The following is a 13,440-nucleotide window of genomic DNA, read 5'->3' on the forward strand; positions in this document are numbered from 1 at the left end:
CTCACTCCTTGAGGCCCGAATAGCGGTGGAGCATCCAGTCCACCACGAAGTTCACCGCGACAGTCAGAAGCGCGATGGCGGCGGCCGGCATTAGCGGCAGGGAGGCGATCAGCCATTCGCCGAATCCGGCGAAATTGATGAACTGGCCAAGCTCGCGCACCATCGTTCCCCAATCGGCGAGCGGCGGCTGGATGCCGATGCCAAGGAAGGAGAGTGACGCGATCAGCAGGAAGACGAAACAGAACCGAAGCCCGAATTCCGCCAGCAGCGGCGCGGTGGCGTTCGGCAGGATCTCCCGAAAGATCAGATAGCCGTAGCTTTCACCCCTCAGCTTCGCCGCCTCGATATAGTCCATCACCACGATATTCGCCCCGACGGCGCGGGAAAGCCGGAAAACCCGAGTCGAATCGAGCACCGCGATCACGAGGATCATGTTGATCGTCGACTGGCCGAAGATCGTGATGAGCAGCAACGCGAAGATGAGCTGCGGGATCGCCATCAACGCGTCGACAAGGCGCGAAAGCGCCTGATCCAGCCAGCCGCCCAGCACCGCCGCGAGGAAACCGAGCGTCGCGCCGAGCAGAAAGGCCAACACCGTGGTGACGAAAGCGATCCCGACGGTGTTCCGTCCACCATAGATCAACCGGGTCAGAAGATCACGCCCGATCTGGTCGGTCCCGAGGATATGCATCGGGTCATCGCCGGGCAACAGGTTGATCTTGTCGAAAACCATACTTTCGCCATAGGGCGCGAGCGCCGGCGCGAAGATCGCGCCGAGAACGTAGATGACGATCACCACCAGCCCGAAGGCGGCGGTCAGCGGCATCGACCGGAAGAACGCCCCGGCCGGCCCCGCGATCACCCGTCCGATCCCAGTTCGCGAGGCCCAGCCGAGCGCGACGAGCGCCGCGATCGGCAGGATGACATAGAGCAGAAAGCCGGTCATTTCGGGTGCCTCAGCCGGGGGTTGGTGAGGATCGACATGACGTCGGCGGTGAGGTTCAGCAGAATATAGGCGGCGGCGAAGATCAGGCAGCAGGCCTGCACGATGGGCATGTCGCGGAACTTCACCGCATCGACGAAGAGCTGACCGATGCCGGGGTAGACGAAGACCACCTCAACCACCACCACCCCGGTGACGAGATAGGCGAGATTGAGGGCGATGACGTTGATGATCGGCGCCAGCGCGTTCGGCAGCGCGTGCCGCAGGATCACCTGCCAGGGTTTCACTCCTTTCAGCCGCGCCATCTCGATATAGGGGCTCGCAAGCAGGTTGACGATCGCCGCCCGCGTCATCCGCATCATGTGCGCCATCACAACCAGCGTAAGCACCAGCGCCGGCAGCAGCGTTCGTTCCAGTCGCTGGAAGAAATCCAGATCAGCGTTGATGTTGGAGATCGACGGAAAGACCGGGAACACCACCGCCAGAAACAGGATCAGGATGTAGGAGACGAAGAATTCCGGGCTGGAGATCGATGACAGCGTAAAGACGTTGATGAAGCGATCATAGAATGAACCCCGATAAAGCGCGGCGAGAAGCCCGAGCGTGAGGCTGAGCGGCACCGAGATCGCCGCCGCCACGGACGCGAGAAAGATCGTGTTACTGAAACGCGGCGCGATCTGGTCCGCCACGGTGACGGCGTCGCGGTTCGCGGTGCCGAAATTCCCAGCGAAGGACAACTGCGCGAAACTGACGCCGAAATCCCCCTGCACGACGCCGCCGAGCCATGAGAAATACCGGGCGACCGGCGTCTGATCCAGACCGAGGTCGCGGCGGATCGCCGCCACCGCTTCCGGCGTCGCGCCCTGGCCTAGTATTTCCTCGGCGAAATCGCCGGGCAGCGCCTCGATCGCCGCGAAGATGATGACCGATACGACGAAGAGGGTCAGCAGCCCCAAGGCGAGGCGCTTTCCGACCAATGTCAGAATTGCTGTCAATACTCACTCCTGCTGGTCGGGCCCGCGCTCTTTCGCGACGCGGGTCCCATCATCCCCGCGGTGCGCAGATGCGCGATCGGGGTTCGGCAGGTTAGACAGGCGTCGGGCGATCCGACAAGGCAAAAAAGTCGCGGCCGCGATATCACATTTCCGCAGCCGCGCCGGGGCCGCCGCAACGAGCGGCCGCCGGCTCTTCTTCCCAGAACGCTGCTATGTCACTGGTCCGGCATATAGGTAAGCTCGAACGCCTCGATCCCGGCGGCGATGCCGACGCCCGTCTGACCAGAGACGGAGGCGGGCTGAAGCGTGAAGGAGCGTTCGAACCCTCCGACCAGCACACGCACGCCGCCGCCGACACCGACCGTGGCATCCACGCTAGCGCCGCCGTAATCGCCCTGAAGCGCGCCAGGGGCGTGATCAGCCGACGGCGCGAACACGTACCAGAGCAGGGTCTCGACCTTGTAGGCGGTGAGATCGACGCCGACCTTCGTGGTCTTGCCTTTGTATTTTTCGTTCTCTCCGCTCGTCGGATCAAAGGTGCAATCGAATGTCGCTTCGGAGAACACGACGAGGTTCGTGCGGTCGATCTGGCGACAGGTGAGCGTGCCGATTTCGACATCATTCTCTTCCGCCGAAACCACGACCGGCGCGAGCGCCGCTCCTGCCAGGGCTGCCGCGCTGATCGCGAAAGCGGAGGCGAACTTCATGGGCATAGGAAATCCTCTCGATAAGTTCAGGGCCACAGGCGTAGCGGCGGCATGATCGTGTCTCACGCCGCGTGGATCAACTCTCATTCGTCCCGCCCCGTGCGAAAAGTCTCACCCGGCGGCCTTCGCCTTCTTCTCCAGACGACGCCGATGCAGGACCGGTTCGGTATAACCGGAAGGTTGCGCCGCGCCCTCGAAGACAAGATCGCAGGCGGCCCGGTAGGCGACGCCGTCATAGCCGGGCGCCATCGGCTCATATGCGGCGTCGTCGGCGTTCTGGGCGTCCACCTTCGCCGCCATCCGCTCCATCGCAGCGTTGACCTCGTCCTTGCCGACAACGCCATGACGGAGCCAGTTCGCAAGATGCTGGGAGGAGATCCGGCAGGTCGCCCGGTCCTCCATCAGGCCGACATCGTTGATATCGGGAACCTTGGAGCAGCCGACGCCCTGATCGACCCAACGCACCACATATCCGAGAATCCCCTGCGCGTTGTTCTCGATCTCGGCCGTGATCTCCTCAGCGGACCAGTTCCGGCCTTTCGAGACGGGAATCGCCAGGAGATCGTCGCGGCTGGCGCGGCGCCCCCCCCGCGCCATTTCAGTCTGAAGAGCCAGCACGTCGACTTCGTGGTAATGCGTCGCATGCAGCGTCGCCGCCGTCGGCGACGGCACCCAGGCGCAGGTCGCGCCCGCCTTCGGATGGCCGATCTTCTGCTCCAGCATGTCGGCCATCAGGTCCGGCATCGCCCACATGCCCTTGCCGATCTGCGCCTTGCCGGTCAGCCCGCAGATAAGCCCGATATCGACGTTCCAGTCCTCATAGGCCTTGATCCAGGTCTCCGATTTCATCGCCCCCTTGCGCACCATCGGCCCCGCCTCCATCGAGGTGTGAATCTCGTCGCCGGTACGGTCGAGAAAGCCGGTGTTGATGAAGAAGAGCCGCGACTTCGCCGCGCGGACGCATTCTTTCAGGTTCAGCGTGGTGCGCCGTTCCTCATCCATGACGCCGATCTTCACCGTCGAGGGCGCGAGGCCGAGCGTCTTTTCCACATGGGTGAAGATCGCGTCGGTGAAGGCGACTTCCTCCGGCCCGTGCATCTTCGGCTTCACGACATAGATCGAACCTTCGGGGCTGTTGGCGCGCGCGCCGTTCAGGTCATGCATGGCGCAGAGGACGGTGATCATCGCGTCCATCAGCCCTTCCTGCGCCTCCGCCCCGTCACGATCCAGAATCGCCGGGTTAGACATCAGGTGGCCGACATTGCGGACCAGCATCAGCGAGCGGCCCTTGAGCTTCAGAACGCCGCCGTCGGGCGCGACGTATTCGCGATCCGGGTTCATCGCGCGGATGAATGTCTCGCCGCCCTTGGCGACCTCCTCCTTCAGATCGCCCCGGTTGAGGCCAAGCCAGTTGGCGTAGGCGAGGACCTTGTCCTCGGCGTCCACCGCGGCGACGGAATCCTCGCAATCCATGATGGTGGAGATCGCCGCCTCGATCAGCAGATCGGCGACGCCCGCAGGATCGTCCTTGCCGATGGCGTGGGCGCGATCGATTGAGATCTCGATATGAAGGCCGTTATTCTTCAGGAGGATGGCGGAGGGCGCGTCCGCCTCGCCGGCATGGCCCGCGAATTGCGCAGGATCGGCCAATCCGGTTTCGCCGGAGGACAGAACGACCCTCAAGGCGCCGCCAGAGACGCGATATTCCGTGGCGTCGGCGTGCGATCCGCCGGCGAGGGGTGCAGCCTTGTCCAGAAACGCCTTCGCCCAGGCGACGACGCGCGCGCCCCGCTCCGGATCGTAGCCGCCGCCCTTCGGAGCGTCGCCCAGCGCGTCGGTGCCGTAGAGCGCGTCATAGAGCGACCCCCAGCGCGCATTCGCGGCATTGAGCGCGTAGCGCGCGTTCATCACCGGAACGACGAGTTGCGGCCCGGGAATGGACGCGACTTCGGGGTCGGTGTTCTTCGTCTCGATGGTGAAATCCGGCCCTTCCGGCAGGAGATAACCGATCTCTTCGAGAAACGCCCGATAGGCCGCCGGCTCGCCGGGGCCGTTCGCGCGGTGCCACTCGTCGATCCGCCCTTGCAATTCCTCGCGTTTCGCCAGAAGCGCGCGATTCTTCGGCCCGAAATCGTGGATCAGCGCCGAGAGCCCGCGCCAGAACGCGCCACGCTCAACACCCGAGCCGGGCAGCGCCTGCGCGTCGATGAAACTGGCGAGACGCCGGTCGACTTCCAGGCCCTCGATGGTCACGCGCTCGCTCATATCAGGTCCTTTCCGCTGCAATCGTGCAGCAGCGGATACAACCGGCCCCGAGCCGATTCAATCCCGGCGTTTCCGGTCGGAAACCCGCGCGGTTCAGCCGAAGAGATGCGAGACGAGGATCGAGAGGCCGAGCGCGACGAGAAGCGCGCCGCCGGCCCGCTCCGCCCCCACACCGAAACGCGGGCCGAGGCGCCCCGCCAGCATCACCCCCGCCGCCGACATCAGGAAAGTCGCCGCCGCGACCGCCCCCGCCAGAGGAAGGATCGGCGCCTCGACCAGCGCGAGCGAGCCGCCGACCGCCAGCGCGTCCACGCCCGAGCCCAGCGCCACAGCCGTCAGCGCGAGCGCGCCGGCGCCGTTCGCAACGACCGCGCCGCCGCCCGCGCCGCGCATCATCCGGAACCCGACGAAACCCAGAAGTCCGAACGCGATCCAGTGATCGACCGCCGCCAGCGCGTCGCCGGCGACATGGCCGATCGACCAGCCGAGCAGCGCGAACCCCGCCTCCGCCGCCGCGAAGACGAGGCCGATCCGAAGCGCCGCTGCTGGCCGCGGGCGCGCCAGCCCGGCGCCGCGGCCGAGCGCGGCGACCATCGCGTCGACCGAAAGGCCGATGGCGATCAGAACGAGTGCGGGGGCGGACATCATCGCGGCTCCTGTCGATCAGGGGCCGTCCGGATAAGCCCGAATTTCAACTTTGTCAATAATATCAAATAGTTGAACAATCATGAGACGCATGTGCAACTGGCTCCGCTTGAACGCGCCGGCGGCGGCGCCATAGTGCGGGACGCCAGAATAAAGGAATCTCCCCATGCGCCCCGAAGACGCCGCCCCGCGCGCCGATCAGACCACCCGCCTCGTGGATTACCGCGCCCCCGACTGGCTGGTGGAGGAAACCCGGCTGAACTTCGATCTCCAGCCGACCGCCACAAGGGTGACGGCGACGCTGAAGGTAAAGCGGAACGGGACCGGCCCCGCCGACTTCCGGCTCGACGGTCATTCGATGCGCCTCCTCTCCGCCGCCATCGACGGCCGGCCGGTCCCCGCGGAGGCGATGATCGAGGGCGAGGAGAGCCTGACCGTCTCCGCCGCCGCGCTGCCGGAGAGCGCGCGAGAGAGCGGGTTCGAATGGACCTGCGTGACCGAGATCGACCCTTCCGCCAACACCGCGCTCGAAGGACTCTATATGTCGTCCGGGATGTATTGCACCCAATGCGAGGCGGAGGGGTTTCGGAAGATCACCTTCTATCCGGACCGGCCCGACGTGATGGCGCGTTTCGAGGTCAGGATCGAGGGCGACGCGCCGGTGCTCCTCTCCAACGGCAATCTCGTCGCCTCCGGCGCGCTCAGGGACGGCCGGCGCTTCGCCGAATGGCGCGATCCCTGGCCGAAGCCCTCCTATCTCTTCGCCCTCGTCGCCGGCGATCTCGTCAGCCATGACGACCGCTTCACCACGCAGTCGGGCCGCGAGGTCGCGCTTCGCATCTGGGTGCGGCCGGGCGACGAAGATCGCTGCGCCTATGCGATGGATGCATTGAAACGTTCGATGAAGTGGGACGAGGAGGTCTATGGCCGCGAATACGATCTCGACCTGTTCCAGATCGTCGCGGTCGACGATTTCAACATGGGGGCGATGGAGAACAAGGGCCTCAACATCTTCAACTCGAAATACGTGCTCGCCAGCCCGGAGACCGCGACCGACGCGGATTACGCGCGCATCGAGGCGATCATCGCACATGAGTATTTCCACAACTGGACCGGCGATCGGATCACCTGCCGCGACTGGTTCCAACTCTGCCTGAAGGAGGGGCTGACGGTTTTCCGTGACCAGCAGTTCTCGGCCGATCAACGCTCGGCTCCGGTCTGCCGGATCGCCGATGTCGCGACGCTCCGCGCCCGCCAGTTCCGGGAGGATTCCGGCCCCCTCGCCCATCCGGTCCGCCCCGAAGCCTATGTCGAGATCAACAATTTCTACACCGCGACAGTCTACGAGAAAGGCGCGGAGCTGATCCGTATGCTCCGGCTTCTGGTCGGCGCCAGCTCTTACCGCGCCGCGCTCGATCTCTATTTCGACCGTCATGACGGCGAGGCCTGCACGATCGAGGACTGGCTGCGGGTGTTCGAGGACGCCACGGGGCGCGATCTTTCCCATTTCGCCCTCTGGTACTCGCAGGCCGGCACGCCGCGCGTATCCGTGAAAGAAGACTATGACCAAGGCGTCTACACGTTGACGCTGGCGCAGGAGACGAAGCCGACTCCGGGCCAGCGCGAGAAGCGCCCGCTGGTCATCCCCTGCGCCTATGGCTTTCTCGACGCCGACGGGCGGAATCTCGGCGAGGACGGGTTGCTCGTTCTCGACAAGGCCGAGCAAAGCTTCCGCTTCGATCTGCCCGAGCGCCCGGTCGCCTCTCTCTTCCGCAACTTCTCGGCCCCGGCGATCGTCGAGCGGCGCATCTCGCCCGCAGATCGCGCGATTCTGATGGGTCACGACACTGATCCTTTCAACCGATGGGAGGCCGCGCGCGCCTTCGCGCTCAGCATCGCCGGGGAACTCGCCGATGGCGGGGGTAGAATCGATCCGGACTGGATCGCGGCGCTGCGAACCACGGTCACGGACGAGTCGCTCGACCCGGCGTTTCGCGCGCTCGTGCTCGCCCTGCCCGGCGACGACGAGATCGCAGGCGAGATCGCCGCGAAGGGAGGTGTGGTGGACCCGGACGCCATCCACCACGCGCTCGACCAGATGGCGGAGACGCTGGCGGAGGCGACCGCGCCGACGCTTCGCGAGCTACGCGCAAAGATGGCGGTCACCGGCCCCTATGCGCCTGACGCTGAGTCCGCCGGGCGGCGGAGCCTCGCTAACGCCGCGCTGGCGCTTCTGACGCATGTCGACGGCGGCGAGGCGGCAGAGGCCGCGTTCAGTAAGGCGGACAACATGACCGACAGCCTCGCCGCGCTCCGCGCCCTCGTTCATCGCGGCGCGCCAGGCGCCGAACGGGCGCTCATGGACTTCCGCGACCGCTGGCGGAGCGATCTGCTGGTCATGGACAAGTGGCTGATGGTGCAGGCGACCAGCCCGGCGCCCGGCGCGCTTGACCGGGTGAAGGCGCTCGCGGAGACGGATTTCAACTGGCGGAACCCGAACAGGTTCCGCTCCCTCATCGCCGCCTTCGCCGCCGGAAACCCGGTCGGCTTTCACGCCGCGGACGGCGCCGGCTATCGCTTCTTCGCCGACTGGCTGATCGCAATGGACGACGCGAATCCGCAGACCGCGGCGCGCACCGCCGGCGCCTTCGAGACATGGCGACGCTACGGAGAGCGCCGCCAGGCGCTGATACGGACAGAACTGGAGCGGATCATGGCCAAGCCTGGTATCTCTAAAGACATGGGTGAAATCGTTGGGCGCATCCTGGAGACCTGACCGGGGCGGCTTCAGCCCCGTCGTTCCACCCGGCGCCGCGCCTTCGCGACCTCCTGATCGGAAACGTGAAGCAGCGAGGCGAACTGGCGCATCAACGCGTTCTCCTCGTCGTCGCGCACATTGTCGGAGAGGACGACCGCCCAAAGTTCCTCCAGCAGCGCGCCGCGCTCCTCCGGCGCGTAGGCCTGTTTCACCAATTTGGTGAACTGGTGATGGTCCAGCGCTTCGCGTTCCGCCGTCTCGGCCTCGGCCAGAAGCGCCGCGCCGTCGCCGAAGCGGGCGTCGAGCGCCGCCTCGATGCCAGCGCGCTCTTCCCGGTCGAACTCGCCATCCGCCCGGGCGAGCCGCACCATCAGCGCCGCCAGCGCCAGCGCCGCCGGGTCGCGCGCCGGCGCCGCTCCGCCGGCGGGCGGAGCGAAATGGGCGGTCAGTCTCTGAAAAAATCCGTTCATGACATCAAACTAGTCAGTTTCGCCGCTTCTTCAAAGAGGACGGCGTGCCGCGCCGCGATCAACGCCGGGTCGGGGCCGTAGCCGCCGCCAAGCACGCCGACGACCGGCGTCCCGCGCGCCCGCGCCCAGCCGAGCGCCATTGCTTCGCGCGCCCGCAGCCCTTCGGCCGAAAGCGCCAGCCGGCCGAGTCGATCTTCCGCCACCACGTCGACCCCGGCGTTGAGAAAGAGAATATCCGCCGGAGCGTCCTCCAACCGCTCCATCGCGCCCGCCAGCGCCGAGAGATAGGCGGCGTCCTCCGTCCCGTCGGGCAGTCCGATATCGAGATCGGACCGCGCCTTTCGCGCCGGAAAGTTCCGCTCACCGTGCAGGGAAACTGTGAATGCCCGTGGTTCTTCGGCAAAAATCCGCGCCGTCCCATCGCCCTGATGAACATCGAGATCAAGGATCGCGGCGCGCCGGATCACCCCTTCCGCCAAGAGCGAAGCAACGGCGATGGCGACATCGTTGAAGACGCAATAGCCGGCGCCGGCGCCCCGCGCCGCATGGTGTGAGCCCCCGGCGGCGTTGCAGGCCAGACCATGCTCCAACGCCAGTCGCGCCGCCAGGAGCGTGCCGGCCGAGGAGAGCCGGACGCGCCGCGCCAGAGCCGGGCTCTGCTGAAGGCCGATCCGCCGCGCCTCATCCGGGCGAAGCGTGATCGTGTTCACACGCTCAACGTAATCCGCGTCATGCGCGAGCCCGATCACCGCCGCCCCGGCCTCGACCGGCGCGAAGAACCCGCCCGGCGGCATCAGCCCGCGATCCGCCAGCGCACGGCGAATATAGCCGTATTTCGACATCGGAAAGCGATTCCGCGGCTGCAGTGAAATCTCGTATTCCGGATGGAAGACGATCGGAAAGGCCACCGTTCAGCCGCCGAGCAGCCGGTCGACGATCGCGAGCGCTTCCGCGCGCGCCGCCGCAAGCGCGGTTTCAAGCTCGTCGAAACCCTTCATCCCCGCCGCCCGGACCATTGCGGCCTTGAGGCCGTCACCAGCCGTCTCCGCATCGAACGAGCCCCGGATCGCCACGCGCTCGACCAGTTGGAGCCGGGCCTGAAGACGATGCGCGGAAACGAGCGCCGCGGCGTCCTCCGCCGCCATCGCGCCGGCGGCCGCCAGCTTTGAAAGCGCCGGAACAGCCGCAGGCGCGCCGGTCAGGCCAGCGCAGAGCAATCCGTTCTGCGCCGCGAACTCGATATCCATCAGGCCGCCAGCGCCGTGCTTGAGCGACCATAGATCGCCGCGATCCTTCGCATGCGCCTCGATCAGTCGGGCGCGCATCGCCGCCACGTCCTCGCGGGTTTTCTTCGCATCTCGCGGCGCGGCGAGTACGGTCTCGATGACCTCGCCAAGCTCCACGAGCAGGTCGGCGGCGCCAGCGACCGGACGGGCGCGCGTCAGGGCCATGTGCTCCCATGTCCAGGCTTCCTCCGCCTGGTAGCGTCGGAAAGATTCGAGGCTGACAGCGACCGGGCCCTGCCCGCCGGAAGGGCGAAGCCGCATATCGACCTCGTAGAGCGCGCCCTCGGCTGTCGGCGCGGTCAGCGCCGAGACCAGCATCTGAGTGAGCCGCGCGTAATATACCGAGACGGTCAGCGGCTTTTTCCCCTCGGACTGCTCCACGCCGGCGGCGTCATAAACGACGATCAGATCGAGGTCGGAGGACGGCGTCATCTCCCGCCCGCCGAGCTTGCCCATGGCGATGACCGCCGCGCCGCGACCCGGCGCCGGGCCGTGACGACGCGCGAATTCAGCCTTGACCGCAGGCAGAAGCGCCTTGAGGCAGGTCTCGGCGATGTCGGAGAAGCCGCGCCCAGCCTCCGTCTCGTCGGCGATTCCGCGCAAGACCTGAACGCCGAGGCGGAATCGTATCTCCTTCGCCCAGGCGCGCACCCCGTCGAGCACCCTCTCGTAATCCTCGGTGTCCTCCAACGCCGCTTCGAGATCGGCCCGCAGCGCCTCCGCCCCGTCGAGCGGCGCAAAGAAATCGGCGTCCAGAACGGCGTCCAGCACCCCCGCGTTCAGGCCGAGATAGGCGGCGAGGCGGGGCGCGGCGGCGCAAATCTCCGCAAGAAGGTCGAGCAGCTGCGGATTGGCTTCGAAAAGCGAAAAAAGCTGAACCCCGGCGGGGAGGCCGGTGAGGAACCGATCGAATTGCAGAACCGCATCGTCCGGATCCCCTGACTTGGCCAGCCGCGACAGGATTTCCGGCGCCAGTGCGCGGAACTTCCGGCGCGCACGGCTGTCGCGCGTCGCGGCGACGCCGCCGGCGGCCCAGCGCTCCGCCATCTCGCGAACCATCTCGGGGCGTGCGAAGGGCAGCCGGTCGATAATCTCGTCAACCGATTCCGCCGCCTTCATCTTCGGCGCAGCGCGCGCGAAGAAGCTTTGAACCAGCGCCCTGACCTCGGCGAGCCGCACCGCGACCTCCGCCTCCATCGCCGCGCGATCCGGCCAGCCGCCAAGCGCCGCCACCTGCGCGCGGGCCTCCGCCGAAACCGGGATGTCGTGGGTCTGCGCGTCTTCGATCATCTGCAGGCGATGTTCAAGCGTCCGATGCGCGCGGTAAGCCTCGATCAACACGTCGCGCGTGTCCGCCTCAATCCGCCCGGCTTCGGCCAGCGCACGCAGCGCTTCGCATGTGCCGCGCGCCCGGAGCGTCTCATCACGCCCGCCAAGCGCAAGCTGTTGCGTCTGCGCAAAGAACTCGATCTCACGAATCCCGCCGGGCCCGAGCTTGAGGTTGTAGCCGGGGAGGTCGCGCAGCCCGGCCAGTCCCTTGGCGTCACGAATCTTGGCGCGAATGTCGTTGATGTCCTCCAGCGCCGCGAAGTCGAGATGCTTTCGCCAAATGAAGGGGGCCAGATCTTCGAGAAACGCCTCGCCCGCGCCTAGGTCGCCCGCCGCCGGCCGGGCCTTGATGAAGGCCGCCCGTTCCCATGTACGGCCGACGCTTTCGTAGTATCGCTCCGCCGCCTCCATCGAGAGGCAGATCGGCGTCACAGACGGATTGGGACGAAGCCGGAGATCGACGCGAAAGACGTAACCCTCCGCGTTCACCTCGGACAGCAGCTTCACCGCGCGCTGCGCGACGCGGACCCAGCGCGATTTCAGTTCCTGCGCGGCGTCCTCGCCGAAACGCTCTCCATCATGCAGCAGAATGAGATCGATATCGGAAGAATAGTTCAGCTCCCGCGCCCCGCCCTTGCCCATGGCGAGCACGGCGAGCCCGGCCGCCTCCGGCGTCAGACCGTTCAACGGGCCAGTGCTCTCGGCCGCCAGCGCCGCCCTGAACGCCAGCGCCGTCGCCCGGTCCGCAAGGTCGGAGAGCGCCGCGGTCACCGCATCCAAAGACCAGACCCCGCCGAGGTCGGCGAGCGCAATCAGGAGCGCGGCCCGCCGCTTCATCAGGCGCAGCGCAGCGCCGGTCTCACGCACGCCTTCCGCCGCCTCCGCGGCGTGAAAAAGCCCCGCGAGCGTGGCTTCGGGCGCCGCATCCAGCACCTCCGCCAACCATTCCGCCTCCCGTGCGATCAGACCGGACAGGAACGGACTGGACCCGGACGCGCCTTCGAGAAGATCGCCGAGCGGCCCGGACGCGTCAAACAGCGCCGCCGTTTCCGCGCCGCGGCACCGGTCGAAGGCCTGCGGTGCGGCGGCGATCCGCGCGCGGAACGAAGTCATCGTCCCTCGTAAGCCGGCTTGCGCTTTTCGAGGAAAGCCAGGACGCCCTCCTCGAAGTCGCGCGTGGCGCCGAGCGCGCCCTGTTCGCGCGCCTCCAACGCCAGTTGCTCCTGGTAGGAGTTCTCGAAACTCTGGCGAATCGCGCGGCGGGTCGCGCCATAGGCGCGGGTCGGTCCCGCCGCCAGACGGGCGGCCAGCTCGCCGACTCGCGCGGTGAGCGCGCCATCATCCACCACTTCCCAGATCAGGCCCCATTCGGCGGCCTGGGGGGCCGGGATCGGTTCGGCGAAGAGGCTCATGCCCATGGCCCGCGCAAGGCCGATCTTGCGTGGCAGCCGCCAGGTTCCCCCGGCGTCCGGCAAGAGGCCGATCCGCGCAAATGCCTCGAGGAAATAGGCCGAGCGCGCGGCGATCACCACGTCGCAGGCCAGCGCGAGATTCGCCCCCGCGCCCGCCGCCGGACCGTTGACCGCACAGAGGATGGGGACCGGGCTCTCCTCTATCAACTTCAGGAGCGGCTCATACTCTTCGCGGAGCAGCCGTTCGAGATCGATATCGGCGACGCGTTTCGTCGCGCCGAGATCCTGGCCCGAGCAGAAGCCGCGCCCGGCCCCGGTCAGCACGATGGCGCGCGATTCACCGGCCGCCCGCGCCAGGGCGTGGCGCAGCTCCGCCCGCATCACCGTGGTCATCCCGTTCAACGCCTCTGGCCGGTTGAGCGTGATCAGCGCGACATCCTCGGCAAGCTCGTAGAGTATTTCCTGATAAGTCATCGCGCGTCGCCTCCCATCGGATCATCGCCGGGGATCATACAGGCGCGAGCAAGGGCGCCAAGCGGCGCGGCGGCGGAACCGCGAACCGCCCCGATCAGGGGGCGTCCGGCGGCGGTCGCGATCCCGCCTATTCGGCCGCGGCGCGGCGGGCCGGGC

The 13,440-nt window shown here is 66.9% G+C and carries 10 protein-coding genes; 1 reads left to right on the plus strand and 9 read right to left on the minus strand.

The genetic code is table 11. From position 1 onward, the window contains the following. Position 1 precedes the first annotated feature (1 nt). The 5 genes from G5B40_RS05275 to G5B40_RS05295 form a co-directional block, all read right to left on the minus strand. Complete coding sequence (locus G5B40_RS05275) at positions 2-946, minus strand: ABC transporter permease (RefSeq protein ID WP_165095946.1); 945 nt, start codon at positions 944-946, stop codon at positions 2-4. Further along, positions 943-1,938 carry an ABC transporter permease gene (locus G5B40_RS05280; protein WP_165095948.1) on the minus strand — a complete coding sequence of 332 codons (996 nt, stop codon included), beginning with the start codon at positions 1,936-1,938 and terminating at the stop codon, positions 943-945. The genes G5B40_RS05275 and G5B40_RS05280 overlap by 4 nt, the downstream gene beginning before the upstream one ends. 215 nt (positions 1,939-2,153) lie before the next feature. Next, entirely contained in the window at positions 2,154-2,651 is a 498-nt protein-coding gene (locus G5B40_RS05285) for a DUF992 domain-containing protein (RefSeq protein WP_165095950.1), read from the minus strand. 105 nt (positions 2,652-2,756) lie between these two features. Further along, positions 2,757-4,910 (minus strand): malate synthase G, encoded by a 2,154-nt coding sequence (locus G5B40_RS05290; RefSeq protein ID WP_165095952.1) that lies wholly within the window; start codon positions 4,908-4,910, stop codon positions 2,757-2,759. Between the two features lie 93 nt (positions 4,911-5,003). Next, on the minus strand, positions 5,004-5,555 hold the full coding sequence (locus tag G5B40_RS05295; RefSeq protein ID WP_165095954.1) for a manganese efflux pump MntP: 552 nt from the start codon (positions 5,553-5,555) through the stop codon (positions 5,004-5,006). 166 nt (positions 5,556-5,721) lie between these two features. Here G5B40_RS05295 and pepN point away from each other — a divergent pair, with 166 nt between their 5' ends. Beyond that, a complete protein-coding gene (gene pepN / locus G5B40_RS05300; protein WP_165095956.1) occupies positions 5,722-8,331 on the plus strand; it encodes an aminopeptidase N in 2,610 nt (869 codons plus the stop codon). Positions 8,332-8,342: 11 nt separating this feature from the next. Here the strand turns inward: pepN and G5B40_RS05305 are convergent, their stop codons facing one another. Genes G5B40_RS05305 through G5B40_RS05320 form a run of 4 tightly spaced genes read right to left on the minus strand, consistent with a single transcriptional unit; the run spans position 8,343 to position 13,284 of the window. Then, a complete protein-coding gene (locus G5B40_RS05305; RefSeq protein ID WP_165095958.1) occupies positions 8,343-8,783 on the minus strand; it encodes a tellurite resistance TerB family protein in 441 nt (146 codons plus the stop codon). Beyond that, entirely contained in the window at positions 8,780-9,691 is a 912-nt protein-coding gene (locus G5B40_RS05310; RefSeq protein WP_165095960.1) for a histone deacetylase family protein, read from the minus strand. The genes G5B40_RS05305 and G5B40_RS05310 overlap by 4 nt, the downstream gene beginning before the upstream one ends. A 3-nt stretch (positions 9,692-9,694) precedes the next feature. Then, positions 9,695-12,511 (minus strand): bifunctional [glutamine synthetase] adenylyltransferase/[glutamine synthetase]-adenylyl-L-tyrosine phosphorylase, encoded by a 2,817-nt coding sequence (locus G5B40_RS05315; RefSeq protein ID WP_165095962.1) that lies wholly within the window; start codon positions 12,509-12,511, stop codon positions 9,695-9,697. Next, on the minus strand, positions 12,508-13,284 hold the full coding sequence (locus tag G5B40_RS05320) for an enoyl-CoA hydratase-related protein (protein ID WP_165095964.1): 777 nt from the start codon (positions 13,282-13,284) through the stop codon (positions 12,508-12,510). The genes G5B40_RS05315 and G5B40_RS05320 overlap by 4 nt, the downstream gene beginning before the upstream one ends. Positions 13,285-13,440 lie beyond the last annotated feature (156 nt).

It is taken from the genome of Pikeienuella piscinae (genome assembly GCF_011044155.1).
Lineage (GTDB): Bacteria > Pseudomonadota > Alphaproteobacteria > Rhodobacterales > Rhodobacteraceae > Pikeienuella > Pikeienuella piscinae.

Excerpts from the sequence above, each read along its gene's own strand:
- G5B40_RS05290 (WP_165095952.1), bottom strand. The coding sequence starts at position 4,910 with ATGAGCGAGCGCGTGACCATCGAGGGCCTGGAAGTCGACCGGCGTCTC.
- G5B40_RS05305 (WP_165095958.1), bottom strand. The coding sequence starts at position 8,783 with ATGAACGGATTTTTTCAGAGACTGACCGCCCATTTCGCTCCGCCCGCC.
- G5B40_RS05315 (WP_165095962.1), bottom strand. The coding sequence starts at position 12,511 with ATGACTTCGTTCCGCGCGCGGATCGCCGCCGCACCGCAGGCCTTCGAC.
- G5B40_RS05285 (WP_165095950.1), bottom strand. The coding sequence starts at position 2,651 with ATGCCCATGAAGTTCGCCTCCGCTTTCGCGATCAGCGCGGCAGCCCTG.
- G5B40_RS05320 (WP_165095964.1), bottom strand. The coding sequence starts at position 13,284 with ATGACTTATCAGGAAATACTCTACGAGCTTGCCGAGGATGTCGCGCTG.
- G5B40_RS05275 (WP_165095946.1), bottom strand. The coding sequence starts at position 946 with ATGACCGGCTTTCTGCTCTATGTCATCCTGCCGATCGCGGCGCTCGTC.
- G5B40_RS05295 (WP_165095954.1), bottom strand. The coding sequence starts at position 5,555 with ATGTCCGCCCCCGCACTCGTTCTGATCGCCATCGGCCTTTCGGTCGAC.
- pepN (WP_165095956.1), top strand. The coding sequence starts at position 5,722 with ATGCGCCCCGAAGACGCCGCCCCGCGCGCCGATCAGACCACCCGCCTC.